At 66.2% G+C, this 22,522-nt stretch carries 24 protein-coding genes; 16 read left to right on the forward strand and 8 right to left on the reverse strand.

The genetic code is table 11. The annotated features are described in order from the left end of the window. The first annotated feature begins 674 nt into the window (after window positions 1-674). Both AC1DDA_RS25310 and AC1DDA_RS25315 read left to right on the forward strand, forming a co-directional pair. Window positions 675-2,699, forward strand: coding sequence for a peptidoglycan DD-metalloendopeptidase family protein (locus AC1DDA_RS25310; RefSeq protein ID WP_476797841.1), 2,025 nt, complete (start codon window positions 675-677; stop codon window positions 2,697-2,699). A 114-nt stretch (window positions 2,700-2,813) separates the two neighbouring features. After that, the gene (locus tag AC1DDA_RS25315; protein WP_476797842.1) at window positions 2,814-3,731 is read left to right on the forward strand and encodes an AEC family transporter; all 918 of its coding nucleotides are present in this window, start codon (window positions 2,814-2,816) and stop codon (window positions 3,729-3,731) included. A gap of 3 nt (window positions 3,732-3,734) precedes the next feature. Here AC1DDA_RS25315 and gluQRS read toward each other — a convergent pair whose 3' ends face one another. After that, entirely contained in the window at window positions 3,735-4,631 is an 897-nt protein-coding gene (gene gluQRS, locus AC1DDA_RS25320) for a tRNA glutamyl-Q(34) synthetase GluQRS (RefSeq protein WP_476797843.1), read from the reverse strand. A gap of 90 nt (window positions 4,632-4,721) precedes the next feature. Here gluQRS and AC1DDA_RS25325 point away from each other — a divergent pair, with 90 nt between their 5' ends. Then, a complete protein-coding gene (locus tag AC1DDA_RS25325) occupies window positions 4,722-5,366 on the forward strand; it encodes a DNA-3-methyladenine glycosylase family protein (protein ID WP_476797844.1) in 645 nt (214 codons plus the stop codon). A 99-nt stretch (window positions 5,367-5,465) separates the two neighbouring features. Here the strand turns inward: AC1DDA_RS25325 and AC1DDA_RS25330 are convergent, their stop codons facing one another. Next, window positions 5,466-6,245, reverse strand: a complete 780-nt coding sequence (locus AC1DDA_RS25330) for an HpcH/HpaI aldolase family protein (protein WP_441514302.1) — start codon at window positions 6,243-6,245, stop codon at window positions 5,466-5,468. A 133-nt stretch (window positions 6,246-6,378) separates the two neighbouring features. Then, window positions 6,379-6,702, reverse strand: coding sequence for a DUF1476 domain-containing protein (locus AC1DDA_RS25335; RefSeq protein WP_441514301.1), 324 nt, complete (start codon window positions 6,700-6,702; stop codon window positions 6,379-6,381). 318 nt (window positions 6,703-7,020) lie between these two features. Here AC1DDA_RS25335 and purC point away from each other — a divergent pair, with 318 nt between their 5' ends. The 4 genes from purC (at window position 7,021) to purQ (ending at window position 9,576) form a co-directional block, all read left to right on the forward strand. Continuing rightward, the gene (gene purC / locus AC1DDA_RS25340) at window positions 7,021-7,815 is read left to right on the forward strand and encodes a phosphoribosylaminoimidazolesuccinocarboxamide synthase (RefSeq protein WP_265056972.1); all 795 of its coding nucleotides are present in this window, start codon (window positions 7,021-7,023) and stop codon (window positions 7,813-7,815) included. Between the two features lie 41 nt (window positions 7,816-7,856). Next, window positions 7,857-8,441, forward strand: a complete 585-nt coding sequence (locus AC1DDA_RS25345) for a hypothetical protein (RefSeq protein ID WP_476797845.1) — start codon at window positions 7,857-7,859, stop codon at window positions 8,439-8,441. 193 nt (window positions 8,442-8,634) lie between these two features. Continuing rightward, window positions 8,635-8,877, forward strand: a complete 243-nt coding sequence (gene purS / locus AC1DDA_RS25350) for a phosphoribosylformylglycinamidine synthase subunit PurS (protein WP_441514299.1) — start codon at window positions 8,635-8,637, stop codon at window positions 8,875-8,877. Window positions 8,878-8,880: 3 nt separating this feature from the next. Beyond that, entirely contained in the window at window positions 8,881-9,576 is a 696-nt protein-coding gene (gene purQ, locus AC1DDA_RS25355; RefSeq protein WP_476797846.1) for a phosphoribosylformylglycinamidine synthase subunit PurQ, read from the forward strand. Between the two features lie 85 nt (window positions 9,577-9,661). On the opposite strand, the gene AC1DDA_RS25360 is transcribed toward purQ, so the two are convergent. The 3 genes from AC1DDA_RS25360 to AC1DDA_RS25370 are packed head-to-tail and all read right to left on the reverse strand — an operon-like array spanning window position 9,662 to window position 11,192. Then, window positions 9,662-10,255: a DsbE family thiol:disulfide interchange protein gene (locus AC1DDA_RS25360; protein WP_476797847.1), complete on the reverse strand. Its 594-nt coding sequence runs from the start codon at window positions 10,253-10,255 to the stop codon at window positions 9,662-9,664. Next, on the reverse strand, window positions 10,252-10,437 hold the full coding sequence (gene ccmD / locus AC1DDA_RS25365; RefSeq protein WP_476797848.1) for a heme exporter protein CcmD: 186 nt from the start codon (window positions 10,435-10,437) through the stop codon (window positions 10,252-10,254). Before ccmD ends, AC1DDA_RS25360 begins: the two co-directional genes overlap by 4 nt. Beyond that, window positions 10,434-11,192 carry a heme ABC transporter permease gene (locus tag AC1DDA_RS25370; protein ID WP_441514295.1) on the reverse strand — a complete coding sequence of 253 codons (759 nt, stop codon included), beginning with the start codon at window positions 11,190-11,192 and terminating at the stop codon, window positions 10,434-10,436. The genes ccmD and AC1DDA_RS25370 overlap by 4 nt, the downstream gene beginning before the upstream one ends. A gap of 307 nt (window positions 11,193-11,499) precedes the next feature. Here AC1DDA_RS25370 and AC1DDA_RS25375 point away from each other — a divergent pair, with 307 nt between their 5' ends. Beyond that, a complete protein-coding gene (locus tag AC1DDA_RS25375) occupies window positions 11,500-11,742 on the forward strand; it encodes a hypothetical protein (RefSeq protein ID WP_476797849.1) in 243 nt (80 codons plus the stop codon). Here the strand turns inward: AC1DDA_RS25375 and ccmB are convergent. Together ccmB and ccmA are read right to left on the reverse strand one after the other, a co-directional pair. Further along, complete coding sequence (gene ccmB / locus AC1DDA_RS25380; protein WP_476781026.1) at window positions 11,730-12,398, reverse strand: heme exporter protein CcmB; 669 nt, start codon at window positions 12,396-12,398, stop codon at window positions 11,730-11,732. The two genes, AC1DDA_RS25375 and ccmB, sit on opposite strands and share 13 nt — an antisense overlap. Next, window positions 12,395-13,018 carry a heme ABC exporter ATP-binding protein CcmA gene (gene ccmA, locus AC1DDA_RS25385; protein ID WP_476797850.1) on the reverse strand — a complete coding sequence of 208 codons (624 nt, stop codon included), beginning with the start codon at window positions 13,016-13,018 and terminating at the stop codon, window positions 12,395-12,397. The genes ccmB and ccmA overlap by 4 nt, the downstream gene beginning before the upstream one ends. A 220-nt stretch (window positions 13,019-13,238) precedes the next feature. On the opposite strand from ccmA, the gene acnA reads away from it, so the two are divergent. The 8 genes from acnA to AC1DDA_RS25425 all read left to right on the forward strand — a co-directional run bounded on the left by acnA (window position 13,239) and on the right by AC1DDA_RS25425 (window position 22,468). Beyond that, window positions 13,239-15,938: an aconitate hydratase AcnA gene (gene acnA / locus AC1DDA_RS25390; RefSeq protein ID WP_476797851.1), complete on the forward strand. Its 2,700-nt coding sequence runs from the start codon at window positions 13,239-13,241 to the stop codon at window positions 15,936-15,938. Window positions 15,939-16,142: 204 nt separating this feature from the next. Then, complete coding sequence (locus AC1DDA_RS25395; RefSeq protein ID WP_047580420.1) at window positions 16,143-16,424, forward strand: acyl carrier protein; 282 nt, start codon at window positions 16,143-16,145, stop codon at window positions 16,422-16,424. A 153-nt stretch (window positions 16,425-16,577) separates the two neighbouring features. After that, on the forward strand, window positions 16,578-17,042 hold the full coding sequence (locus AC1DDA_RS25400; RefSeq protein WP_476797852.1) for a 3-hydroxyacyl-ACP dehydratase FabZ family protein: 465 nt from the start codon (window positions 16,578-16,580) through the stop codon (window positions 17,040-17,042). Continuing rightward, window positions 17,039-18,172 (forward strand): beta-ketoacyl-ACP synthase, encoded by a 1,134-nt coding sequence (locus tag AC1DDA_RS25405; RefSeq protein WP_476797853.1) that lies wholly within the window; start codon window positions 17,039-17,041, stop codon window positions 18,170-18,172. Before AC1DDA_RS25400 ends, AC1DDA_RS25405 begins: the two co-directional genes overlap by 4 nt. A gap of 12 nt (window positions 18,173-18,184) precedes the next feature. Then, complete coding sequence (locus AC1DDA_RS25410) at window positions 18,185-19,465, forward strand: beta-ketoacyl-ACP synthase (RefSeq protein WP_476797854.1); 1,281 nt, start codon at window positions 18,185-18,187, stop codon at window positions 19,463-19,465. A 13-nt stretch (window positions 19,466-19,478) separates the two neighbouring features. Then, window positions 19,479-20,225: an SDR family oxidoreductase gene (locus tag AC1DDA_RS25415; RefSeq protein WP_476797855.1), complete on the forward strand. Its 747-nt coding sequence runs from the start codon at window positions 19,479-19,481 to the stop codon at window positions 20,223-20,225. Between the two features lie 26 nt (window positions 20,226-20,251). Beyond that, window positions 20,252-21,274, forward strand: coding sequence for a zinc-binding dehydrogenase (locus tag AC1DDA_RS25420; protein WP_476797856.1), 1,023 nt, complete (start codon window positions 20,252-20,254; stop codon window positions 21,272-21,274). A 258-nt stretch (window positions 21,275-21,532) separates the two neighbouring features. Next, window positions 21,533-22,468 (forward strand): lipid A biosynthesis lauroyl acyltransferase, encoded by a 936-nt coding sequence (locus AC1DDA_RS25425; RefSeq protein ID WP_441514309.1) that lies wholly within the window; start codon window positions 21,533-21,535, stop codon window positions 22,466-22,468. Window positions 22,469-22,522: the final 54 nt, after the last annotated feature.

Genomic DNA, 22,522 nt, shown 5'->3' on the forward strand with positions numbered 1-22,522 from the left:
CTCTTTCTGTCTTCAATTTTCAAGCAGCAGGGCTTCAACAAAACCGACAGAACTTCACCCGGCGAACCGGCCTCAGCCCCAGCGTCCTTAGGAAGCGCAGAAGAGGCGCCGCTCAGCGGCGGCGCCGTCTCGATGGGTGGCTTATAGGCCACCCTCAGAACGCATGTCAACACGCTCATGAAGTTTTTTTGACGGAGCGCATTTCTTTTTCCGAGGCCCGCAAGAAGGGCCGATTTCGCGGCCTTCTGGACACTTGGCCGGGGTTCACCACCGTGCCGTGTTTCGATGCCGCGAGCATCGGGCTTTCGGTCTCGGTCCGGATCGACAACGAGAGCGCCTCCCGCCTCCAGGTGAAAGTCGACCGGCCCACGCGGCCACACCCAACTGGCATTTCCTCAGGCCGCCTATCGTGACAAGGCATCGCAAGTGCGCTCACTTGCGCTCGCGCGCGAGCTGTGTCGCACCATATTCGCTGCGCTTCCCAAAACAGCCGCAATCGCTCCGCACAGGAGGCAGCCCGTGGCTGGACGGATTGATTCCCGCTTCCGGCACGGGCATGGTCTTGCGCGCTTTCGTCAGATTGCGCTCAAGGCTTCTTCGCCGCGGCGGAGCACGCCACCGAGGTATCCAGCACCCCGCACGCAGAACCGCCCGCAAGAAGCAGCCCGCACGATATGAACGCCCATCCCGAGTTCGCTCAGCCAGTCGAACCGCTCGCCCCCGAGGCTGCGGCTCTGCTGGTCGATCTCGGGATCGAGCCGCCGATCCAGCCCGCCGAATCCCGTCAGCAACCGCTCGACCGGCGCGGTGTCTCGCTGCGATGGCTTTTCGCCTGCGCGCTCGTCGGCTCCTGCGGCGCGGCGCTGCTTGGTGCCGCGATACTCGTCGCGATGCGTGGCGACACCAGCTACCCGGAGCAGCCCGAAACGGTGGCCGTGCGTAGCTCGTCGGCCGCGGGAGAAGGCGGCGGGGCCCGCAAGGCCGACAAGCTCGTCGCCGACCAGCCGATCATGTCGGCGCGCCATACGCTGAGGGCGCCGATGTCGCAGAAGGTCGGGAACCGCGAAGTCATCCGCGTCCGCCCCTTCGTGCGGCTGGCGTCCGACCTCTCGCTCACCACCGGCGTCTATGCGAGCAATATCCCGCCCTTCAATCCGCTGCGGCTTTTCGCGGAAGGCGGCCAGCCGGAAGAGCGCTATGCCGAGCCGGCCCAGGACATGCCTGATGCCGACGTCACCATCGTCAAACGCGACCTCGGCGACATCGTCACCCCCGCCGGCAAGCCGCAGCTGAGCGACAACGACATCATCTCCCAGGTCGAAGAGGAGCGCGCCAATCTGGCCAACTCCGGCCGCCAGCGCGCCCTGCCGATTCCGCCACAGCTGATGCTCAGCCGCACCCTGACCGGCGCGACCGCCGGCAGCGGCGACATCCTTGCCTATGCGCCGGCCACGGATACGCGCTTCTCCGGCATCGAGGTACGCGTCGTCCCGGAGAACGTGACCAACGCGCCGAAGACGCCGATCCCTGCCTCCCGCGAGCCGCTTGTCGAGGACAAGCTGGTGATGGCCAAGCGCGGCGAGAATTTCGAGCAGGCCCTGCGCGGCGCCGGCGCGACGCCAGATCAGGTCCGGGCGATGATGACGGCCTTTGGCGGCAAGGTTCGGACGACGGCCCTTCCCGACGGCCAGGTTCTGCAGGTGCTCTACGCACCAGGCCCCCGTCCGGGCGACGGCCGCCAGATCATGCGAGTCTCGCTGCTGAGCAACGGACAGCCGGACGGCACGATCGCGATGAACGACAAGGGCGCCTACGTCACTGTCGATCTGCCCCGTCAGAATCTTACTCTCCAGCGGCCGCAACGCCAGGAGGCGGATGGGGACGACGACGACGAGGAGGGCACCGGCGGCGCCCGCCTCTATGAGAGCCTCTACGAGACCGGCGCGCGCCATGATCTACCGCGACCGCTGATCGACGAACTCGTGCGGATCTTCTCCTACGATCTCGACTTCCAGCAGCGCGTCCATGGCGGCGACAATCTGGAGGTGATCTTCACCGAGGACGACGAGGGCGAGCGCGGCGAGATTCTCTCCGCGACCCTGACCGTGAACGGCGAAAGCCGCCGGGTTTTCCGCTACCAGTCCCCCGAAGATGGGCTGATCGAATATTTTGACGAAGAAGGGAAGTCGCTGAAGAAGTTCCTGCTGCGCAAGCCGATTGCCGACGGCGAGCTGCGCTCCGGCTTCGGCATGCGCTACCACCCGATCATGCGCTATTCGAAGATGCATACCGGCATCGACTGGGCCAATCGGATCGGCACGCCGATCCTTGCCGCCGGCAATGGCGTCGTCACCAAGGCCGGCTGGTCTTCGGGCTACGGCAAGCACACCGAGATCCAGCACGCCAACGGATACGTCACCACCTATTCGCACCAATCGAACTTCGCTTCCGGCATCGTACCGGGCGCCAAGGTCCGCCAGGGCCAGGTCATCGGTTATCTCGGCTCGACCGGCCTCTCCACAGGACCGCATTTGCACTACGAGGTGCTGGTCAACGGAAACTTCGTCAATCCATTGAAGATTCGCGTGCCGCGCGGGCGCGAATTGCAGGGGCCGATGCTCGCCGAATTCAAACGTCAGCGCGATGAAATTCGCGGGCTGATCGAGAAGGCGGGCGGAGCGATCGCTCAATTGCGCTGAACGCATGACCGCTCGGCGATCAAGGCGCCGATAGGCATCTGACGCTTGACAGAGCTGCCCCGAGGCGACACCGCCTGAACAGGCGCTTTTTCTCGTCACGCGGGTCCCCGGCCGATGCTCGCCTCTTTCCTCGTCGTCTTGCCCGTCTTCGGGCTGATCGGCCTCGGCTACTTCGCGCGCTGGTCGAAGCTGCTGCGTGAGACGACTGGCGAAGGCCTGTCGGATTTCGTCTTCGTGCTGGCGGTTCCCTGCCTGCTGTTCCGCACGCTCGCCAAGGCCGACATCCCCGCGACCCAGCCCTGGGGCTACTGGATCGCCTATTTCGCGGGGCTCGCCGTGGTCTGGGCCTTGGCCATGCTCATCGCGAGCAAGTTCTTCGCACGGAAAGGGCCGGAGCTGGTGGTCTCAGGCTTCGCCGCCGCCCAGTCGAACACGGTCTTCGTCGGCGTACCGATGATCCTGAAGGCTTACGGCGATGCCGGCGCCGTCCCGCTCGGTCTACTGCTCGCCATTCACTTGCCCGTCACGATGACCGTGGCGACGCTCCTGGCCGAGGGCCGTTCCGCCTCGATTCCGCAATTGATCAAGCGGCTCTTCACCCATCCGATCATCGTCGGCATCCTGCTCGGCTCGGCCGTGCGCCCCTTCGTCGGCCAGATTCCGGAGCCGGCCTGGACACTGGTCGATCTGCTCGCCGGTGCTGCCGTGCCCTGCGCCTTGATCAGTCTGGGCATCGCCATGCGTCGCTACGGGCTGGAATCGGGCCTTGCCCTGCCGACCGTGTTGAGCGGATTGAAGCTCGGGCTGCACCCGCTCCTGGTCTACTGGCTCGCGACGAAAATCTTCGACATGCCCGCCCATTGGTCGGGCGTCGCGGTGCTGTTTGCGGCGTGCCCCTGCGGGATCAATGCCTATCTCTTCGCCGAACGCTACCGGCAGGGCGTGGCCGACGCCTCGAGCGCAATCACGCTCTCGACCTTGCTCTCGCTGTTCACGACCGCTGCCTGGTTGACGTTCCTCGGCGTTGGCTAGGGCTCAAGCGAAGCCCAGTTGCCGGCGAATATCGGCCGGGCGGGCCCCCTTCGCCCTGAGTTCCGCCAGGCTCTCCGAGAGCCGGCTCTTGGCGAGTTTGCGTCCGTCCTCGTCGAGCAGCAGGCGATGGAAATGATAGAGCGGCGTCGGCAGCCCGAGCAGGTGCTGGAGCACGACATGGATATCGGTCGCTGCTTCGAGGTCGTGGCCGCGCACGACATGCGTCACGTCCTGCAAGGCATCGTCGACGACAACGGCGAGATGATAGCTCGTCGGCACGTCCTTGCGGGCAAGCACGACGTCGCCCCAGCGTTCGGGCCGGGCCGAGACGATCCGGATACCGCCTTCGCCGTCGAAAACCGTATAGCTCAGCTCGTTGCCGGTGATCGCCAGAGCCTTGGCCATATCGAGACGCAGCACATGCGGCTCGCCGGCCGTGATGCGCCGCGTCGCCTCATCCGGTTCAAGCGTCCTGCAGTGACCGGGATAGAGCGGTGCCCCATCGGGATCCACTGGCCAGGGCCGCCCCGTTTCGACCTCGCGCTGAGCCACCTCGGCGCGAATGTCCTGCCGCGAGCAGAAGCAGGGATAGACCAGCCCGCGTTCCTGCAAGGCACCGAGAGCCGCCGCGTAATCGTTGAAATGCTCGGACTGCCTGCGGATATCCGGTTCGAACGGAATTCCGAGCCAATCGAGATCCGCGACGATCCCCGCTACGAACTCCGGCCGCGAGCGGGTGAGGTCGATATCCTCGATCCGCAGAAGAAGGCGCCCACCGATCCTTTCGGCCAGTGACTCGTTGGCCAAGGCCGAGAGCGCATGGCCGAGATGCAGCCGCCCGTTCGGACTTGGCGCGAAACGGAAGATCGGCTTGCGGGAATCGGGTGGTATGAACGCCATCGTTCTTGTCTAGGAGGCCCAGTACTGCCAGCCAAGCAGCAAGCCCTGCTGCTGACGCAGGCGGACTCCTGCTTCATCAATGCTCATGCGATGACCGAACGAATCACCTGCGACAGCGATCTTGAAGAAGGTATGGCTGCGCTGGCTGCCCTGCATCCGCATTGGCACGCCATCGTCGAGCGCACCGGGCTGCCGCCGCTCAGGCTGCGCGAAGGCGGTTTTACCGGCCTCGCCTCGATCATCGTCTCACAGCAATTGTCGGTCGCCAGCGCGCGCGCGGTCTGGAATCGCTTCGAGAGCGTCTTCGTCCCGCTGACGCCGGAGCGCATGCTCGCCGCCAGCGACGAGGACATGCGCCTTTCCGGCCTATCGCGGCCGAAGCAGCGCACTTTGCTCGCGCTCTCGACTGCGCTCGTCGAGAAGCGCTTCGTTTTCGAGGCCCTCGAACAGGCGACGCCTGAGGGGGTCCACCTGCAGATGACCGCGATTTCCGGCATCGGCCCCTGGACCGCCGATGTCTATCTGCTGTTCTGCCTTGGCCATCGCGACGGCTTCGCCGCCGGCGATCTCGCCATCCAGGAAGCCGCCCGGCACGCTTTCGGCCTCACCGAGCGGCCGAAAGCGGCAGAGCTGCAGGTTATGGCCGAGGCTTGGCGGCCATGGCGCGGCGTCGCCGCGCGGCTGCTCTGGGCCTACTACGCCATCCTGAAGCGCCGCGAGGGCATCAACGCCTGAACTGGCCAAGAAGCCGTTTGGCAGCTCCGCGAGCCCCATCCTTCGAGACGGCCCTCGCGGGCCTCCTCAGCGTGAGGGCCGGGAGCTTTCAGACGGGCTCTAGCTGCGCACGATCTTGAGCGCCGTCTGCGCCGCCGCCCGCAGCAGCGTCGAATCGCTCATCACCGTCACCATGCGCGCGCCCATGGCGAGACCTTGCCTGGCCCGCTCGGCCGTCGCCGCATAGAGCGCGACCGGCTTGTTCACGGCGGAAGCGCGCGCCACGACATGCTTCAGCGCCTCGTCGACTTCGCGGGCGGTGGCATCGACCTGCGCGCCGCCGGACAGCGCGATCGACAGGTCGGAGGGACCGACGAACAGCGCATCGATGCCGTCCAGCGCCAGGATGTCGTCGACGATCGCCATCGCCTCACGCGTCTCGATCATCGCGAATGTCAGCGAGAACCCGTTGGCGGCCTTGAGATAGCTGTTCTGGTCGAGACCGGAGGCGCCGAGGCCACCATAGCTGCCCCAGCTGCGCTCGCCCATCGGCGGGTATTTTGCGTAGGCCGCAAAGCGCCGCGCGTCTTCCATGGTGTTGATCATCGGCGCGATGACGCCGGAGACGCCGGAATCGAATAGCTTCGAGACGTTCTGGAATTCGCCGACCGGAATGCGCGCGATCGCCGGCTTGCCCGCGGCATTGATCAGCGGGATCGCGCGGATGACCTCGCCCAGCGTGATCGGCCCATGCTGCATGTCGAGCGTGATCGCGTCGAAATCCTCCTGCGCCAGAATCGCCGAGATCGAGGGATCGGGCAGCCCGCACCAGGCCGAGACGATGCTGTCGCCCTTTGCGAAACGATCGGCGAGGGAGGAGAGGACAGTGGGCTTGGCCATGGTGCGTTCATCCGTTTCAAGGCCCGCACTTCGGACGGCGCGAGGCTTCCGCACGTTGGACCCGGCCGGCCCGGAAATGCAAACGGGCGCCCATGCGCCCGTTTCAGAGACGTCCTGCGTCTGCCGGGATGCGTCAGCGCCCGGCCTGGATATCCTCGGCGGCCTTCAGGAATAGCTCGGTCATCACGCGGCGGATCTCGGCGTCGGACGCGTTGATGTTAGCCAGCGCGAAATCGTTCTTGACCTTGCGAACCACATCCTCGTCGCCGGCTTCCTCGAAATCGGCGACGACGACGGACTTGGCATAGGCCTCGGCGTCCGCGCCGCTCTTGCCGAGCTTCTCCGCCGCCCAGAACCCGAGCAGCTTGTTGCGCCGGGCAGTTGCCTTGAAGCGCAGCTCCTCGTCATGGGCGAACTTGTTCTCGAAGGCGTCCTTGCGCTGATCGAAGGTCGTCATGCGGCGTCCATGTCCTCTCGCGGGCGGGAATTAGCACTGATCGATCATATAGGATGTCGGGGCGCCGAGAGCCAGCCTGATCGCTCCTATTCAGCCTCGCTTAAGCCTTCTTGCGCGGCCGAAAGGCGTTTTGTTGCGTTTACGGCCGGGAGGCTCCATATAGCAGGCGCATGGGTGCCCTCGGGCATCCCGTGCACTACCGGCGCCTGCGCCGGCTCGAAGATCGATCCCGACCGGATCGCCGGGCTGTGGCAGGACCGACAAGATCAGGGGCCAAGATCCCGCCGCGACCTCATCGCGTCCAGAGAAGGGCAACCTTTGGATTTCCTCAAGCCACGGTACATCCCCATGAATCGCCGCCGTCGCATTTACGAAGGCAAGGCGAAGGTCCTCTATGAAGGACCCGAGCCCGGTACGCTCATCCAGCATTTCAAGGACGACGCCACCGCCTTCAATGCCAAGAAGCATGAAGTGATCGACGGCAAGGGCGTGCTCAACAACCGTATCTCCGAGCACATCTTCTCCAACCTGAACGACATCGGCGTGCCCACGCATTTCATCCGCCGGCTGAACATGCGCGAGCAGCTGATCCGCGAGGTCGAGATCATCCCGCTCGAAGTCGTCGTGCGCAATATCGCCGCCGGCTCGCTCGCGACCCGCCTCGGCCTCGAGGAAGGCACGCAGCTGCCGCGCTCGATCATCGAGTTCTATTACAAGAACGATGCGCTCAGTGACCCGATGGTCTCCGAAGAGCACATCACCGCCTTCGGCTGGGCGACTCCGCAGGAGATCGACGACATCATGGCGCTGGCCATCCGCGTCAACGACTTCCTCTCCGGCCTCTTCCTCGGCGCTGGCATCCGCCTCGTCGATTTCAAGATGGAGACCGGCCGCCTCTGGGAAGGCGAGATGATGCGCATCGTCGTCGCCGACGAGATCAGCCCGGATTCCTGCCGGCTCTGGGACATCAAGTCCAAGGACAAGATGGACAAGGACCGCTTCCGCCGTGACATGGGCGGCCTGATCGAGGCCTATTCGGAGGTCGCCCGCCGCCTCGGCATTTTGGGCGAGAACGAGAATCCCGGCCCGACCGGCCCGCGCCTGGTGCAGTGAGCGCCATCGCTCCGCCATTATCGCCTACGAGACGGGAGCGCATGCGCTCCCGTTTTCACGTCACGGCCCTTTTCGCCGCCGGCGCTCTCCTGCTCGCCGGCTGTGCAAACCAGTTCGGCGCCGGGATCGCCGAGCTGCCCGCATCGGCGGGCTGGCACCGGCTGCCGATCGGCTCCTGGGTGCTGAACGAGGGCCTCGAAGCCCGCGCCATGGTCTTCTGTCCGCGCGAATCCTGCGTCCAGCAGGGTTTTGCCGCGGTCATTGCGCTGGAAGGTGAGCAGGCCCGCGACATGGAACGGGCTCTCTCTGAAAGCCCCGCACGCCTCGGAGAAGCTTTCGCCCGGCAGGCGGCGGCGAAGGCCGCCGAACGCCGCAAGGCACAGCGGAACCCGAAAAAGAATGCCGAGCCGAAGGCGCCCCGCAGCGCAACCGACGTCGCACGTTTCGATTCGGCCGAGGCACGCGGCATCCTCGTCACGATCCGCTCGCTGGATACGCCGGGGCGCCAGGCCGTCACCGCCATTCTCTACGGCCGGGAAGCGAACCGACTCGTGCTGGCCTTCGGCGTCAGCGACACCGCCGAAGCCGCGTGGCGGGATGCCGAGGCCGCCTGGCGCAGCCGCTGATTCACGTGAAACGGCGGGAAATGGTTGAGCCGGCCGCGATCGTTCCGCGCGCTTTCCGTTGGGCTGGTGTCAGCCGAACGAAGGGAATTCGCGCAAAACCAATAGGCTGAGCATATCCTGATCGCAAAAGTGGTTTCCACTTTTGCGGAACATGCTCTAAGGCACCCGCAACAAATCTCGTCCGGAGAACCTCATGAAAGCCCGCGTCACCGTCACCCTGAAGAACGGCGTGCTCGATCCGCAGGGCAAGGCGATCGAAGGCGCCCTGAAGTCGCTCGGCATCGACGGCGTCGGCTCCGTGCGTCAGGGTAAGGTTTTCGACATCGAGCTCGCCGGCTCCGACAAGGCGGCGGCCGAAGCGTCGCTCAAAGCCGCCTGCGAGAAGCTGCTCGCCAATACGGTGATCGAGAACTACCGCGTCGAGATCGGAGCCTGACCCATGAAGGCCGCCGTCATCACCTTTCCGGGCTCCAACCGTGACGGCGACGTCGCCAAGGCGCTGAAGCAGGCCGGCGCCGAAGTCTCCCATGTCTGGCATGGCGATACCGAGTTGCCTGAGGGTATCGACCTCGTCGTGCTGCCGGGCGGCTTCTCCTATGGCGACTATCTGCGCACCGGCGCCATCGCCGGCCGCGCCCACATCATGGACGCGACCCGCGCGCATGCCGCCCGCGGCGGCTATGTCCTCGGCATCTGCAACGGCTTCCAGATCGCCTGCGAAGCCGGGCTCCTGCCTGGCATCCTCGTGCGCAACGCCAATCTGAAGTTCGTCTGCAAGCGCCAGCACCTCAAGGTCGAGCGCAGCGACACGCCCTACACCCGCGCCTATGCGCAGGGGCAGGCGATCGACGTCTGCATTGCTCATGGCGAGGGCAACTACATCGCCGACGCGCAGACGCTGGCCCGCCTCGAAGGCGAAGGCCTCGTCGCCTTCCGCTATGCGGATGCGCAGGGCAATGTCACGCCCGAAGCCAATCCGAACGGCTCGCTCAACAACATCGCCGGCATCTATTCGCCCGGCTTCAACGTTCTCGGCCTGATGCCGCATCCGGAGAACCTGATCGATTCGCTGGTCGGCGGCACCGATGGACGCGGCCTGTTCGAAAGCCTCGTCGGTTCCAAGCGCGCGGCCTGAAGCGCGTCATTCTCGGGCGAAGCGCAGCGCAGACCCGAGAATCTCTTTCAGGATAGCACGCCCTTGTCGGCAGCAGACGCTCGGGTCACCGCGCCTTCAGCGCCCGCTGCAGCAGCTTGGCTGCGGCCTGCTGATCGAGCGGGCCGACATGTTTCTCAAGGATGTGCCCGTCCGGCCCGATGACGAAGGTCTCGGGCACGCCATAGACGCCCCACTCGATCGCCGACCGACCGGCGCGATCGACACCGACGGCGGAGAACGGATTGCCGAGCGCGCCGAGGAACCGGCGAGCATTCTCGGCCTCGTCCTTGTAGTTCATCCCGACCAGCGCGACCTTGCCCTGCTTCACCGCATCGGTCTCGGCAAGGCCCATCAGCACGGGATGCTCGACCCGGCAGGGCGCACACCAGCTCGCAAAGACATTGACCAGCGTCGTCCGTCCGCCAGCGAGATCGGCATTGCCGAAAGCCGGAACCGGCTGGCCGTCGCGCTGCAGCCCTTCCAGCGGCGCGAGCGTGATCGCCGGCGCGATGCGGCCTATCAGCGCCGACGGCACCTTGCTCGTATCGCCCGAAAACAGCCCGATGCCGAAGACGATGGCGAGCGCGCCGAAGATCATCAGCGGCACCAGGAAAAGCAGCGGTGAACGCCGCCGCGGCGCGGTTTCGGTCTGACTCATGACGACTCCCGGCCAGAGCGGCGGCCGGCGCCGCGACGCTCCAGCGCATCGAGCGCCTGCTTTTGGGCGCGGTGATCGCGCAGGGTCGCGAGCGTCAGCCCGATCAGAATGAGCGCAGCCGCCGCGTAAGCGGCGAGAATGAAGCCGGCATGCGGGCCGATGCTTTCGACAAGCACGTTCATGCCGGCAATCCCTGCACCGCGAGTCTGTCGAGCCGCTCTGCTTCGAGGATCGTCAGCGTCCGCACCCGCCGGCGCATGATCTCGGCCCGCATCGCCAGCATATGCAGCGCGAGGGCGAAGAGCGTGAATCCAACGGCCAGGATCAGCAGCGGCCAGAGCATGGATGGGTGGATCGTCGGCCCGCCCATGCGGAGCACCGAAGCCGGTTGGTGCAGCGTGTTCCACCAGTCGACCGAGAACTTGATGATCGGCACGTTGACGAAGCCGACGAGGGTGAGGATCGCCACGGCACGCGCCGCCCGCGACGGCTCGTCCAGCACGCGCCAGAGCGCGATGATGCCGAGATAGATCAGCAGCAGCACCAGCACCGAGGTCAGCCGCGCGTCCCACACCCAGTAGGTGCCCCACATCGGCTTGCCCCAGAGCGCGCCGGTGATCAGGCAGACCAGCGCGAAGCAGGCCCCGACCGGTGCTGCCGCCTTCTGGGCGACATCGGCCAGAGGATGGCGCCAGACCAATGTGCCAAGCGCCGAGAGCGCCATCATCGAGTAGAACATCATGGCGAGCCAGGCAGCCGGGACATGGATGAACATGATCCGGATCGTCTCGCCTTGCTGGTAATCTGCCGGTGCCTGCCAGGCGAGATAGAGGCCGGCGACGATGAGCAGCGCGGCCGCGGCCGCCAGCCAGGGCAGCAGCACGGCCGAAAAGCGCATGAAGCGCGTCGGATTGGCGAGGTCGATCAGGCTGGCCATCGTTCTGGCGGGGTCATCCGGGGCGCAGGTGCCATGATCGGAGCTTTTAGCAATCTCGACCCGTTCCAAGCAATGCGCCCGAGCCCGGCTGCGACATCACGAAGCTGCGCGTATGAGCGGTGGCGCCCCTCGATCCAAACCCTTGTCGAACCGGCGGAATTCCCGATCGTGCCCAGAATTGTGCCTTGAGAGGTGCCCGTTGACCGATGCCGGCTAATAGTTATCGCATTGAAGCGGTTGCAGTTTTTGCTCCCGCTGCTTGCAAGCCCCAGACCGATCCTCTAGCCTGCCTTTCTGGATGCGGGGGATGAAGATGCGGCTTCAGCTATCCGACGAGGTCCAGCGCGAAGTCGAGCAGGCGATCCGCTCGAAAGCCAGCCAGTCCCTCGTCATCGATCTATACGCCACAGCCGAAGAGATTCGCAGCCGGCACGACACCGGCGAGGTCGATCTCGACGCCATCGTCGCCACAGTCGCGCGCCTCGCCGCGCAATGCGGCTGTGCGGTCGAGCTCGGCGGAGCCAGAGGCGGCGGCATTCAATCGGCCTGACGGAGGGCCGCGGCCGCGGCGATCGTACCCACGACGATGGCTGCCAGCGAGATCGCGCACAGGATCAGGAACGGTGTCAGGAACGGGACCGTGCCGCCAACGGCCGCATTGGCGGCCGAAACCCCGAAAATCAAAACCGGCACCGTCAGCGGCGCGACCAGCACCGGCACGATCAGCCCGCCGCGCTTGATGCTCGCCGCCAGAGCTGCTCCGCCCGCCCCGATAAAGCTGAGCGCCGGCGTGCCGACCAGCAGCGTCGCGACCAGTGGCAGCACGCCCTCGCCCGGCAACGCCACCAGCAGGCCGAGCAGCGGCGAAACCAGCGCCAGCGGCAGGCCGGTCGTCAGCCAATGCGCCAGCCCCTTGGCCAGCACGGCGAGTTCGAGCGGCAGCCGCGAAGCCCGGATCAGATCGAGCGAGCCGTCCTCCTCATCGCTCTGGAACAACCGGTCTAGCCCGATCAGCACCGAAAGGAGCGCGCCGAGCCAGAGGATTGCGGGGCCGATCCGCGAGAGCAGGTTGAGATCCGGCCCGAGCGCGAACGGCACGAGCACGACGAGCGTGAGGAAGAAGACGAGCGCCAATTCTCCTCCGCCACCGGCGCGCGACGCCAGGGCGAGATCCCGCTTCAGGATCGCGATGAAAGCCCGGCTCATGGCCCGATCCTGAGTTCGCGTGCCCCACCGAGACCGAGAGGGCCATGCGTCGCAGCGAGGATCGCGCCGCCCGCCACCAGATGATCGCGCATCAACCCGGCGAGCATGGCCTGGGAGGCGGTATCGAGCGCCGACATCGGCTCGTCGAGCAGCCAGTAGGGACGGCGCGAAACCAGGAGGCGCGCCAGCGCCACCCGCCGCCTCTGCCCGGCCGAGAGGTAGCCCACCGGCAGTTCCGCTGCATGGGCAAGCCCGACCACAGCCAGCGCGCCATCCGGTGTGAGAGCGGCATCACCGAGGACGGACTGCGCAAAGGTAAGATTTTCCCGCGCTGTCAGCGCCGTCTTCAGCCCGTCGCGATGACCGACCAGATGCGAAACCTCGGCAAGATGGGCGTCATCCTCGCCCCCTTCGAGCCGGATCACGCCGCCATCCGGCTGCAGCCGGCCGCACAGCATGGCGATGAGGCTCGACTTGCCGGCGCCGTTGCGCCCGGTCAGGGCGATCGCCTCGCCGGATCCGAGGTCGAAGCTCAGCGCTTCGAAGATCAGCCTGCCACCGCGGCGGCAGGCGAGATTCTCGGCGAAGAGGCGCGTCGGCGGGAATGAAATTTGAGTCAAGGCAGCGCTGCCGACGATAGGTTCGACCACATCTCGTTCATCTAGCGCGCTTCTTGGAATTGCTCTATAGAACCCGCGGCTACGCCGCACGCCGATCCGGCGCGGGGCTCGGGCACTCCCGAGGCGGCGCGCGCGTCATGCGCATTAGGCCTTCGAACGGCGTCGTCCGCAAGGGCGGGCCGGTCGTGACCGCAACCCCTTGATCAGGATCAAGCCCGACATGGCCTCGCTCGACTCCTTCAAAGCCCGCAAGACGCTCACCGCCGGCGGCAAGACCTACACCTATTATTCCCTCCCCGATGCCGAGAAAAACGGCCTGCCCGGCATTTCGAAGCTGCCCTTCTCGATGAAGGTGCTGCTCGAGAACCTGCTGCGCTTCGAGGACGGCCGCTCGGTCACCAAGACCGACATCGAGAATTTCGTCGGCTGGCTCGACGACAAGGGCAAGGCCGGCAAGGAGATCGGCTTCCGCCCGGCCCGCGTGCTGATGCAGGACTTCACCGGCGTTCCGGCGGTCGTCGACCTCGCCGCGATGCGCGACGGCGTCAAGGCGCTCGGCGGCGATGCGCAGAAGATCAATCCGCTCGTGCCGGTCGATCTGGTCATCGACCACTCCGTCATCGTCGACGAGTTCGGTTCGCCCAAGGCCTTCGCCAAGAACGTCGAGCTGGAATATGAGCGCAACGCCGAGCGCTACAAGTTCCTGAAATGGGGCCAGGGCGCCTTCGACAATTTCCGCGTCGTCCCGCCCGGCACCGGCATCTGCCACCAGGTCAATCTCGAATACCTCGCCCAGACCGTCTGGACCCGTAACGAGACCATCGACGGCGTCGAGGTCGAGGTCGCCTATCCCGACACGCTCGTCGGCACCGATTCGCACACCACCATGGTCAACGGCCTCGCCGTGCTCGGCTGGGGCGTCGGCGGCATCGAGGCGGAAGCCGCCATGCTCGGCCAGCCGCAGTCGATGCTGCTGCCGGAGGTGATCGGCTTCAAGCTGACCGGCGCACTCAAGGAAGGCATCACCGCCACCGACCTCGTGCTGACCGTCACCCAGATGCTGCGCAAGAAGGGCGTCGTCGGCAAGTTCGTCGAGTTCTTCGGCCCCGGCCTCTACAACCTGACGCTGGCCGACCGCGCCACGATCGCCAACATGGGCCCGGAATACGGCGCGACCTGCGGCTTCTTCCCGGTCGATGCCGAGACGCTGGACTATCTCACCACCACCGGCCGCAAGTCGGACCGCATCGCGTTGGTCGAGGCCTACAGCAAGGCGCAAGGCCTCTTCGCCACCCGCGAGACCGCCGATCCGGTCTTCACCGACACGCTCGAGCTCGATCTTACGACGGTCCAGCCCTCGATGGCCGGCCCGAAGCGCCCCGAAGGCCGCGTCGATCTCTCCGCTGTCAAGGCCGGCTTCGCCGCTGCGATGGAGACCGACTACAAGAAGGGCGGCGAACTCTCGCGCCGCGTCGAGGTCGAAGGCGAGGACTTCGATCTAGGCCATGGCGACGTCGTCATCGCCGCCATCACCTCCTGCACCAACACCTCGAACCCGTCGGTGCTGATGGCGGCCGGCCTGCTCGCCCGCAATGCGGTCGCCAAGGGCCTCAAGGCCAAGCCCTGGGTCAAGACCTCGCTGGCGCCGGGATCGCAGGTCGTGGCTGAGTATCTCGCCAAGGCGGGCCTCCAGTCCGACCTCGACGCGCTCGGCTTCAATCTGGTCGGCTTCGGCTGCACCACCTGCATCGGCAATTCCGGCCCGCTGCCGGCGCCGATCTCGAAGACGATCAACGAGAAGGGCCTGATCGCCGGCGCCGTCATCTCCGGCAACCGCAACTTCGAGGGCCGCGTCTCGCCGGACGTGCAGGCGAACTACCTGGCATCGCCGCCGCTGGTCGTCGCCTATGCGCTCGCTGGCTCGGTCCAGATGGACCTGACGACGCAGCCGCTGGGCCAGGGCTCGGACGGCAAGGACGTCTATCTGAAGGACATCTGGCCCTCCAACAAGGAGATCCAGAGCTTCATCCAGCAGAACGTCACCCGCGCGATCTTCGAGGCCAAATACGCCGACGTCTTCAAGGGCGATGCCCATTGGCAGGCGGTCGACGCGCCCAAGAGCGAGACCTATGCCTGGGACGATGATTCGACCTATGTGCAGAACCCGCCCTATTTCCAGGGCATGCACCAGAAGCCGGACCCCGTCACCGACATCGCCGGTGCCCGCATCCTCGGCCTGTTCGGCGACAAGATCACCACCGACCACATCTCCCCGGCCGGTTCGATCAAGGCTGCTTCGCCCGCCGGTCAGTATCTGACGGAGAACGGCGTCGCGGTCGCCGACTTCAACCAGTACGGCACGCGCCGCGGCAACCATGAGGTGATGATGCGGGGCACCTTCGCCAACATCCGCATCCGCAATCACATGCTCGGCCCGAACGGCCGCGAGGGCGGCTACACCATCCACTACCCGTCGAAGGAAGAGCTGCCAATCTACGACGCGGCGATGAAGTACAAGCAGGAGAACGTCCCGCTCGTCATCTTCGCCGGCGTCGAATACGGCAACGGCTCCTCGCGCGACTGGGCCGCGAAGGGCACGAATCTGCTCGGCGTCAAGGCGGTGATCGCCCAGAGCTTCGAGCGTATCCACCGCTCGAACCTGGTCGGCATGGGCGTCGTGCCCTTCACCCTGGCGGAAGGCACCAGCTGGGCCTCGCTCGACCTCAAGGGCGATGAGCTCGTCAGCATCAAGGGCCTGGCCAACGTCAAGCCGCGCCAGATGATGGAAGCCGAGATCACCTATGCCGACGGCTCGGTGAAGAAGGTGCCGATCCTCTGCCGCATCGATACGCTGGACGAGATCGACTACTTCAAGAACGCTGGCATCCTGCACTACGTCCTGCGCGGCCTCGCCGCCTGATCTGGATAGCAGCACCGAAGCAGGTCATGGCCGGCGCAAGCCGGCCATGATGCATTGAGGGCCGGCCCCGGTTGTCCTCACGCCCGCCGCAGTGTAAGGGGGCATTTCAGTCATCCTCGGTGGCGACTAGGGGCAAGCGCAGGCGACAATCCCGCGCTCGGATGTCGTCCGCCATCACCGACAACAGACGGGAGCACCCGCAGCATGTCCGCCACGTTCGAGACGGTCGCCGGCATCATTTCCGAAACCTGCGATATTCCGCGCGAGAAGATTACACCGCAGAGCCACGCGATCGAAGACCTCGGCATCGATTCCCTCGCCTTCCTCGACATCGCCTTCGCGATCGACAAGGCGTTCGGCATCAAACTGCCGCTCGAACAGTGGACGCAGGAAGTCAACGAGGGCAAAGCCCCGGCCGAGCAGTATTTCGTGCTGGAGAACCTCTGCAAGCGCATCGACGACCTCGTCGCCGCCAAGAAGGCGTGACGACGCAAGCGTGAAAGCCTCGGTCGGAGCCAGCAGGCTTGCCGGGCTTGAGCCGAAGCGTCGCTCCCGATAGAGCATAGGGGCCGTCGCGCGGATCAGCTGATCCGTGCTGCGGCCTCGCGCCGTTCTGGCGCCCAGCAGACCAAGGATCGCATGCGCCTCGAATATTTCGACATGATCGACCGGGTCGTGACCTTCGATCCGTCGCAGAAGCGCATCGTCACGCGCTCCACCGTCCCCGCGGAAAGCCCGGTCTTCGAGGGCCACTTTCCGGGCCACCCGCTGGTGCCCGGCGTCCTGCTGACGGAAACCATGGCGCAGGCCTCGGGCTATCTGCTGCTTGGCCTCAACGGGCTCAGCCAGATGCCGTTCCTGATGACGGTCGACAAGGCGCGCTTCCGCACCTTCGTCGAGCCGAACACGGAGCTGGAAGCCAGCGCCGAACTCATCATCGAAGGCTCGGGCTACGCGGCAACCAAAGCGAAGCTGACCAGCGGCGGCAAGCCGATCTGCGATGCCGAGCTCCGCTTCCGCCTGATGCCATTCCCCGCCGATATGCGCGCGCTGATGCTCAGCCGCATCGAAGCCATCGGCCTGACGCCGGAGCCTGCCCCATGAACCGCCGCGACGTGGTCATCACCGGCATCGGCATCGCCTCCAGCCTGGGCGAAGGCGTCGAAGCTCATGCTGCAGCGCTCGCAGCCGGCGGTCCGCCGGTCGTCGACACCGAGACTTTCAAGCCTTATCCCGTCCATCCGCTGATGGCGCTGGAGCTGGACAAGCAGATCCCGAAGAAATCCGACCAGCGCCAGATGGAGCCCTGGCAGCGCCTCGGCGTCTATGCCGCCGGGCTCGCCCTCGACTCGGCAGGGCTGAAGGAGGATGCCGAGGCCAAGAGCGCCCTGCAGGTCATCGTCGCGGCCGGCGGCGGCGAGCGCGACCACGCCGTCGATTCCGCTATCCTCAGCGGTTTGCGCGGCGCGAACGAGCCGGGCGCCTATCTCAACGAGCACCTGATGAGCGATCTCAGGCCCACGCTCTTCCTGGCCCAGCTCTCCAACCTGCTCGCCGGCAACATCGCCATCGTCCATGGCATCACCGGTCCGTCGCGCACGTTCATGGGCGAAGAGCAAGCCGGCGTCGACGCGATCCGCACGGCGCATGCCCGCATCGCCTCCGGCCAGTCCGACCTGATGCTCGTCGGCGGCGCCTACAATGCCGAGCGCCGTGACATGCTGCTGCTCTTCGAACTCGGTGGCTATCTCCGCCGCAACAGCTTCGCGCCCGTGTTCGAGCGCGAAGACGCGCCCGGCCTGATCACCGGCAGCGCCGGCGCCTTCCTCGTGCTGGAATCGGCCGAGCGCGCCGCCGCGCGGGGCGCCAAGATACACGCCCGGCTCAGCCATGCCGGCGCCGCCCGCAGCCGCCGCGCGCCGGGCACCGTCGAATCCGCCTTGACGAAGCTCGTCAGTGCCTTCGGCGCGATCGGCCCGGACAGCCTCGCCATCTCCGCCGCGACCGGCTGCGCCGGCATCACTGCCGAGGAGGCCGCTGCCTTGCAGGCGGCCGCCCCTTCCGCCAAGCGCATCGCCGTCGGCGATCTCGTCGGCCATGCCGTCGAGGCCGCCTTCCCTGTTTCGGTGGCGTTGGCGGCAATCGCCCTGTCGGCGGGGCAGGCGAAAGAGGCGATCGTCACCGGCGCCGGCCACTGGCGTGGCGAAGGTGCCGCGCATTTGGTCCAAGCGTGAGAGATTGAAGCCATGACCACGCATCGTGATGCCAAGGGCCGCCCGCTCGTCGCCGTCACCGGCCTCGGTGTCGTAACGTCACTGGGCCAGGGCAAGGACGCCAACTGGCAGGCTCTGACCGCCGGCAAATCCGGCATCCACCGCATCGAGCGCTTCCCGACGGAAGGGCTGCGCACCACCATCGGCGGCACCGTCGATTTCCTGTTCGACGGTCCCTTCACCGCGCCGCAGCTCTCCGAGAAGCTTGCGACGCTGGCCGCCGAGGAAGCTGTCGACCAGAGCGGCCTCGGCCAGGACGGCGATTTTCCCGGCGAGCTGTTCATGGCGGTCCCGCCCGTCGAGATGGAATGGCCGCAGAAGCAGGAACTCGCCGAGACCGTCGATGGCGAGGTCGACTACGACGCCCTTTTGCGTGCTGCCGCGACCCGCAAATTCGCGCCCATGCACGAACTCTTCGTCTTCGGTGGCGTCGCCGACCATATCGCCGACCGCTTCGGCACCAAAGGCTCGCCGATCTCGCTCTCGACAGCCTGCTCCTCCGGCGCGACCGCGATTCAGATGGGCGTCGAGGCCATCCGCCGCGGCGAGACTGAAACTGCGCTCTGCATCGGCACCGACGGCTCGATCCATGCGGAAGCGCTGATCCGCTTCTCGCTGCTCTCGGCCCTTTCGACCCAGAACGACCCGCCGGAAGGCGCCGCCAAGCCCTTCTCGAAGAACCGCGACGGCTTCGTCATGGGCGAGGGCGCCGGTGCACTGGTGCTCGAGGATTACGACCATGCTCTCGCGCGCGGCGCCACCATCCTCGGCATCGTCGCCGGTTGCGGCGAGCGCGGCGACGGCTTCCATCGCACCCGCTCCAGCCCGGACGGCAAGCCCGCCATCCTCGCCATGCGGGATGCGCTGGCCGATGCCGGGCTGACGCCCGATGACGTCGATTACATCAACGCCCACGGCACCTCGACGCCCGAGAACGACAAGATGGAGGCGATGAGCTGCGCCGCCGTCTTCGGCGAGCGCATGGCCGAGCTGCCGATCTCCTCGAACAAGTCGATGATCGGCCACACGCTGACGGCAGCTGGCGCGGTCGAGGCGGTGATCTCGTTCCTGACCATCGCCAATGGCACGATCCCGCCGACGATCAACTACGCGAACCCCGACCCCGCCATTGCGCTGGATGTCGTGCCCAACGAGGCGCGCAAGGCCAAGGTGAAGACGGTTCTCTCCAACTCCTTCGGCTTCGGCGGCCAGAACACCTGCCTCGTGCTGACGGCGCCTCCGGAGGCGGCATGACCCAGGCTCTCTCATGACAAAAGTTCTCGTCACTGGCGGCGCCAAGGGCGTCGGCGCCGCGATCGTGCGCGCGCTCGCCGCGGCCGGCCACGATGTCGACTTCACCTTCCGCTCCTCGGCCGAGCAGGCGAAGGCGCTGGCGGAGGAGATCGCCGCCGCCCATCCCGGCCGAGCCGTGAGGGCGCTGCCGCTCGACCTCTCCGACAAGGCCGCACTCGACGCGTTCTGTGAAGCGCGCGAGGGCGAGAGCTATTTCGGCCTCGTCCACAACGCCGGCCAGCCCTATGATTCCCTCGCCGCGATGATGGCGCAGGACAAGGCGGAAGCGGCGATGCAGGTCAATTTCTGGGCCTTCACCCGCATCGCCAAGAGCCTGATGCGCAACATGATCCGCGCGAGGGCGGGCCGCATCGTCGCCATCGGCTCGGTAGCGGCGCTGCGTGGCAATCCGGGCAACGCAGCCTATGCTGCCTCCAAGGGTGCGTTGATTTCTTACGCCAAGACCCTGGCGGTGGAGACCGGCAAGCGCGGCGTCACCGTCAACATCATCGCGCCGGGCTTCGTTGACACCGACATGATGGCGCCCTACGCCGCCTATCGCGACAAGATGCAGGCGCAGATCCCGGCCGGGCGCTTCGCCAAGCCCGAAGAGGTTGCCGGCCTCGCCGCCTTCCTGATGAGCGAGCCCGCCGCCTATATCAGCGGCACCGTGCTGCCGATCGACGGCGGACTGACCGCCCAGCTCGGCGTGCATCGCTGAGAAGTTCGTTCTGAAAGGTCGAAACTATGCGTTCCCTCCAGCTCCACGGCGACCGCGACCTGCGCCTGGAAGAGATCGAGCCACCGCCGCCGCCCGCTCCGGGCGAGGTGCAGATCCGCATCAAGGCGGTCGGGCTGAACTATCTCGACCTCTGGGGCTTCCGCGGCATGGCCTTCGCCAAACGCAAGATGCCGCAGGCGGCCGGCGTCGAGGCTGCGGGCGAAATCGTCTGCGTCGGCGAAGGCGTCACCGGCTTCGCGCCTGGCGACGTCGTGACGGCTTATGGCGCCGACACCTGCGGTCGGTGCAAGGCCTGCCGCGAGGGCCGCGACAATCTCTGCGAGAATGTCGCCGGCATCATGGGTTTCCATATCGACGGCTTCGCCCGTGAGTTGCTCAATCGTCCGGCTCGCCTGACGATCAAGGCGCCGAAGGGCGTCTCCTTCGAGGATGCCGCATGCGCGCCGATCGGCTTCGGCACCGTGCAACACATGCTGTTCGACAATGCGAAACTGGAGCCGGGCGAGTCGGTGCTCGTCCACGCCGGCGGTTCCGGCATCGGCACCGCGGCGATCCTGATGGCCAAGGCGATCGGCTGCACGGTCTACACGACCGTCGGCGACGACGAGAAGGGCGCCAAGGCCAAGGCACTCGGCGCCGACCACGTCATCAACTACCGCGAGGACCGCTTCGAGGGCGTCGTGCGCAAGCTCACCGGCCGCAAGGGCGTGGACGTCGTCTTCGAGCATGTCGGCGCCGACACCTGGAACGGCTCGCTGCTCTGCCTCAAGCGCGGTGGCAGGCTCGTCACCTGCGGCGCGACCTCCGGCCCCTCGGCGACGATCAATCTGATGCAGCTCTTCCAGCAGCAATACCGGATCACCGGCTCCTTCGGCTGCCGCATCGAGAACATCGCGCAGTCCTTGCAGAAGATGGCCGGCGGCATGAAGCCGGTGATCGATTCGGTCTTCCCCCTCGCCGAATTCGAGAAGGGCCTCGCCCGCATCGAGGGCCGCCAGGTCTTCGGCAAGGTGGTCATCGCCTTCTGAGCGGAGCGGCCTGCCTGCCGCAAGACTTGACGCCAGCGCATTCCTGCCCCAGATCGCGCCTTTCAGGCCCGGTCTTGCTCTCGGCACGGGCGAGTTAGAGCATTTTCGAGCGAAGTGGATACCGGTTCGCGTGAAGAAGATGCGACAAAACAAAAGGACAGAGCCTGTCCGCGTTGCGAAGAAGCGCGGACATGCTCTGGGGCTGGACCGACCTTGAGACGATTGAAAGCAATCGCCGCGCGCATCGGCGCGGCGATCATGATTGGCGTGATCCGCGCGCTGTTCGGGTTCCTGCGGCTGCTCGGGCCGGATCGCGCCAGCGACCTCGGCGGCTGGCTGCTGCGGACCGTGAGCCCGCTGATCCCGGTCAACCGCGTCGCGCTAGCCAATATCCGCGCAGCTTTTCCTGAAAAGGACGAGGCGGAGGTGAAGCGCATCGCACGCGGAGCCTGGGAGAATCTCGGCCGCGTCGCCGGCGAATACGCTCATCTGAAGACGCTCTTCGACTACGACTACGATAATCCGGACAAGCCTTCGCGCATCGAGGTCGAGGGGATCGAGCACTTCGTTGCACTCAGGGAGGATGGCAAACCCGGCCTGATCTTCTCGACCCATCTGGCGAATTGGGAATTGCCGGCGATCTGCGCCGCCGCCTACGATCTCGAGACGACCGCCGTCTTTCGCGCGCCCAACGACCCCGCCATCGCCGCTGTCGTGCACGAAATCCGCTCCGGCGCGATGGGCGGCCTCGCCGCCGCCAAGCAGGGAGCAGCCTTCGCCATGCAGGGCGTCCTCGAGAAGGGCGGGCATCTCGGCATGCTGATCGACCAGCATTTCACCCGGGGCGTCGTCGTACCGTTCTTCGGACGCCCGGCATTGACCAATCCGATCATGGGCAAGTTCGCGCGACGCTTCGAGTGCCCGGTGCATGGCGTCCGCGTCATCCGCCTGCCGAACCACCGCTTCCGGCTGGAGCTGACACCGCCGCTCGATCTGCCGCGCGACGCCGCGGGCGAGATCGATGTGCGGGGCGCCATGGCCATGATGACGGCGGTGGTCGAAGGCTGGGTGCGCGAGCACCCCGAGCAATGGCTCTGGATGCACCGCCGCTGGCGGCCCAAGATGATCCCGGCTGCCGCCTTGGCCGAGTTCGATCACGCCCGCGCGACCATGCCCGTTTTCAAGGCAACGTGATTTCCCTCTGCGATGAATTGCTGGCTTTGGTAACCTTCGGAAAATAAGTCATCT

The sequence above is a fragment of the Allobosea sp. 10N428 genome (genome assembly GCF_056394545.1).